Source organism: Halomonas sp. (assembly GCF_034520545.1).
Lineage (GTDB): Bacteria > Pseudomonadota > Gammaproteobacteria > Pseudomonadales > Halomonadaceae > Halomonas.
In genome coordinates, this window is sequence record NZ_JAXHNN010000001.1 from 1 (window position 1) to 3,681 (window position 3,681).

Genomic DNA, 3,681 nt, shown 5'->3' on the forward strand with positions numbered 1-3,681 from the left:
GAGAACGTCCAGCAGCGCCATCATGCACTCCCTGCTAAAGCGTAAGACAGCGGCCCATGCTAACGGTGATTTCCGCCAACGGTGAGCTATCTCGATCTATGCTTCCTGGTTTGTCGCTTTATGCCAAAAAAGATTCGCTTAAAGTCAAGACGGTAAGGCAAGGGGAATTCACACTAAGCGTGTCGAATCCATCACCCCAAGGAGCGGAGCATGAACCGCAACGTCATCCTGACCTGTGCCGTCACCGGCGCCGGCGACACCACTGGCAAGAACCCCAACGTTCCCGTCACGCCCAAGCAGATCGCCGATGACTGCATCGCCGCCGCCAGGGCGGGTGCCAGCGTTGCGCATATCCACGTGCGTGACCCGGAAACCGGCGGCGTCAGCCACTCCCTGGAGCACTTCCGCGAGGTCATGGAGCGCGTTCGCGAAGCAGATACCGACATCGTCATGAACATCACCGCCGGCGGCGGCGGCGACTGGATCCCCGACGTCGAGGACCCCACTCGCGGCGGCCCGGGCACCGACATCCAGACCCCGGCCCAGCGCCACGCGCCGGTGGGCGAGCTACTGCCGGAGCTGTGCACCCTGGACTGCGGCAGCCTCAACTTCGGCGACATGGTCTACATGAACACCGCCGACTGGCTGCGCGAGCACGCCAGGCTGGTGCAGCAGGCGGGCGTCAAGCCGGAGCTGGAGTGCTTCGACCTGGGCCACGTGTGGTTTGCCCGTCAGCTGCAGCAGGAAGGCCTGATCGACGGTGATCCGCTCTACCAGCTCTGCCTGGGGATTCCCTGGGGCGCCGAGGCGGACACCGAGACCATGCTGACCATGCGCAACAAGCTGCCGGAAAGCGCCCAGTGGGCGGCCTTCGGCATCGGCCGCCACCAGATGCCCATGGCGGCCCAGGCGGTGCTGCTGGGTGGCCATGCCCGGGTCGGCCTGGAGGACAACCTCTACCTGGAGAAGGGCGTGTTGGCCACCAATGCGCAGCTGGTGGAGAAGGCCTCCAGCCTGTTCGAGAACCTGGGCGCCCGGGTGATGAGCCCGGCAGAGACCCGCGCTCATCTGAAGCTGCGCGACCCGCGCACCGGCCAGACCGTGGAAAAGACCGTGGGAGGTGAGGCATGAGCCGCCAACTTAGCGTGATCGGTACCGGGGTGATCGGCAACGGCTGGATCGCCCGCGCCCTGGGGCGCGGCTGGGACGTGGTGGCCTTCGACCCCGATCCCGAGGCCCCGGCGCGTACCCGCGCCTTCGTCGACAGTGCCTGGGGGTCCCTCGAGCGTCTGGGCCTGGCCGAGGACGCCAGCCCCGCGCGGTTACGCTTCGTGGACAGCCTCGAGGAGGCCGTCGTGGATGCCGACCTGATCCAGGAGAACGTGCCGGAGCGCCTGGCACTCAAGCGCGAGATCCTCGCCGCCCTGGATGCCGGCGCCGCCGATGGCGTGGTCATCGGCTCCTCCACCTCCGGCTTCAAGCCCAGCGACCTGCAGCAGGACTGCACACGGGCGCCGGGGCGAGTGATCGTCGCCCACCCCTTCAACCCGGTCTACCTGCTGCCGCTGGTCGAGCTGGTGGGGGGCCAGGCCACGGAGCCGGAGCATATCGAGCGTGCCCAGGTCCTCTACCAGGCACTGGCCATGCGCCCCCTGGTGGTACGCCGGGAGATCGAGGGGCATATCGCCGACCGCCTGATGGAAGCGCTGTGGCGCGAAGCGCTGCACCTGGTCAACGACGGCGTGGCCACCACCGAGGAGATCGATGCCGCGGTGGTCTACGGCTGCGGCCTGCGCTGGTCGCTGATGGGCACCTTCCTGACCTTCCACCTGGCCGGCGGCGAGCCGGGCATGCGCCATATGCTCGAACAGTTCGGCCCGGCACTGAAGCTGCCCTGGACCAAGCTCGAGGCTCCCGAACTCACCGACGAGCTGATCGACAAGGTCGTCGAGGGCTGCGAGCATCAGGCTGCCGGTCGCAGCGTGGCCGAGCTCGACCGCCGACGCGACGACTTCCTGGTCGAGCTGCTCGACCTGGTGCATAAATACTGGCCCGAAGCCGAAGGCCTGGAGGGGCGAATCTGATGACACTACTCGAAACCCGAGTCCGGCCGGAGTGGGTCGACTACAACGGCCACATGAACGATGCCGAATACGCCAGGGTCTTCTCCCTGGCGGTGGAAGCACTGATGGACCGTATCGGCCTGGATGATGCCGGCCGCGCGCAGCATGGCTATACGATCTACACCCTGGAGACCCATCTCTGCTACCGCCGCGAGGCCCACGAAGGGCAACCGCTCGAGGTGGCCCTGACCCTGCTGGATCGCGACACCAAGCGGCTGCATGTCTTCTTTGCGATGCATGACCTCGATGGAACTCTGCTGGCTACCAGCGAGCAGATGCTGATGGGCATGGGCCAAGAGAGTGGTCGTCCGGCGCCCTTCCCCAACCTCATCGAGGCCGCCATCGCCGAACTGCCCCATGTCGAGCGCAGTGCGTGGCCGACGCTTGCCGGGCGTACCATCGGCATCCGTCGTTGAGCGAGCCGCGTTAAGCACTGCGAGCCACCCTCCCCGTGGGTGGCTACTGGTGTATCCTGCTCCTCACCATGAGACTCCAGCCCCTCCCCCACTTTTACAGTCATTCACCAGCCCCTCGACGCGCCTCGCGGGGGGATTGCCCGTAATGCTCGCGAAACGCCCGCGAGAAACTGGGACCGGAGGTGAAGCCACAGGCCAGCCCGATGGAGAGCACGTCCATGTCGGTCTCGGTGAGCAAGTGCTGTGCACGGCCAAGACGCAAGGCCAGGTACCAGCGGCGTGGGGAGGTGGCAAGATGCTGCTCGAAGAGGCGCTGCAGCTGACGCTGGGAGACGCCGCTGCGGCGGGCGATATCGGAAAGTCCAAGCGGCGTCTCGAGATGCCGCTCCATCAGTGCGACCGCTTCCACCAGACGGCGGTTATGGGTGCCCAGGCGTCGCGCCAGGGTCATGCGCTGCTGATCATTGCGGCTGCGCAGCCGTTCGTGGATCAGCTGCTCGGAGACGTCGATGGCCAATCGAGATCCGTGGCGCCGGGCGATCACCTCCAGGACCATGTCCATGGCTGCGGCACCACCGGCGCAGGAGAAACGACGCTCCCCGAGTTCGAACAGCTCATCAGAGGTCTGGATAGCGGGGAAGCGTTCACGGAAGGCCGGCAGACTCTCCCAGTGCAGTGTCACGCGCTCGCCCTTCAGGAGTCCCGCGGCGGCAAGCAGGAAACACCCGGTATCCAGGCCTCCCAGAACACAGCCAGCCTGGTCCAGGCGGTGCAGCCAGCCCATCAATGGCCGGGCAAGATGCGCTTCCGGCGCGAAACCGCTGCATACCGCCAGCGTGGGCAGATGGTTCACCTGGTGGATGGAATGGTCAGTGAGCAGGGTCATGCCGTTGCTGGCGGTAACCGGCTCGCCGTCGACGCTGATCAGAGTCCAGTCGAATAGCGGCCTGTCGCTGATGCGGTTGGCAATGCGCAGCGGCTCCACCGCGGCGAAGAACGCCATCATCGAGAAACACGGCAACAGCAGAAAGCCCACCGACTCAGGCAGCGGGCCGTGGTATTCCAGGCGCATGCTCGTCTCCTCAACGCTGACGACGCATCGAGGTCGTGGGGCCGACGACACGCCCAGGATGGGTGGTGTG

Annotated in this window: 4 protein-coding genes; 3 read left to right on the plus strand and 1 reads right to left on the minus strand. The window is 66.1% G+C overall.

All coding sequences use genetic code 11. The features are described from left to right. Positions 1–210: 210 nt before the first annotated feature. The 3 genes from U5L98_RS00005 to U5L98_RS00015 are packed head-to-tail and all read left to right on the plus strand — an operon-like array spanning position 211 to position 2,539. The gene (locus U5L98_RS00005; protein ID WP_322556302.1) at positions 211–1,131 is read left to right on the plus strand and encodes a 3-keto-5-aminohexanoate cleavage protein; all 921 of its coding nucleotides are present in this window, start codon (positions 211–213) and stop codon (positions 1,129–1,131) included. After that, positions 1,128–2,084: an L-carnitine dehydrogenase gene (locus tag U5L98_RS00010; RefSeq protein ID WP_322556303.1), complete on the plus strand. Its 957-nt coding sequence runs from the start codon at positions 1,128–1,130 to the stop codon at positions 2,082–2,084. Before U5L98_RS00005 ends, U5L98_RS00010 begins: the two co-directional genes overlap by 4 nt. Next, positions 2,084–2,539 carry a thioesterase family protein gene (locus tag U5L98_RS00015; protein WP_322556304.1) on the plus strand — a complete coding sequence of 152 codons (456 nt, stop codon included), beginning with the start codon at positions 2,084–2,086 and terminating at the stop codon, positions 2,537–2,539. Before U5L98_RS00010 ends, U5L98_RS00015 begins: the two co-directional genes overlap by 1 nt. Positions 2,540–2,639: 100 nt before the next feature. Here U5L98_RS00015 and U5L98_RS00020 read toward each other — a convergent pair whose 3' ends face one another. Further along, positions 2,640–3,611, minus strand: a complete 972-nt coding sequence (locus U5L98_RS00020; RefSeq protein WP_322556305.1) for a GlxA family transcriptional regulator — start codon at positions 3,609–3,611, stop codon at positions 2,640–2,642. Between the last annotated feature and the right edge of the window lie 70 nt (positions 3,612–3,681).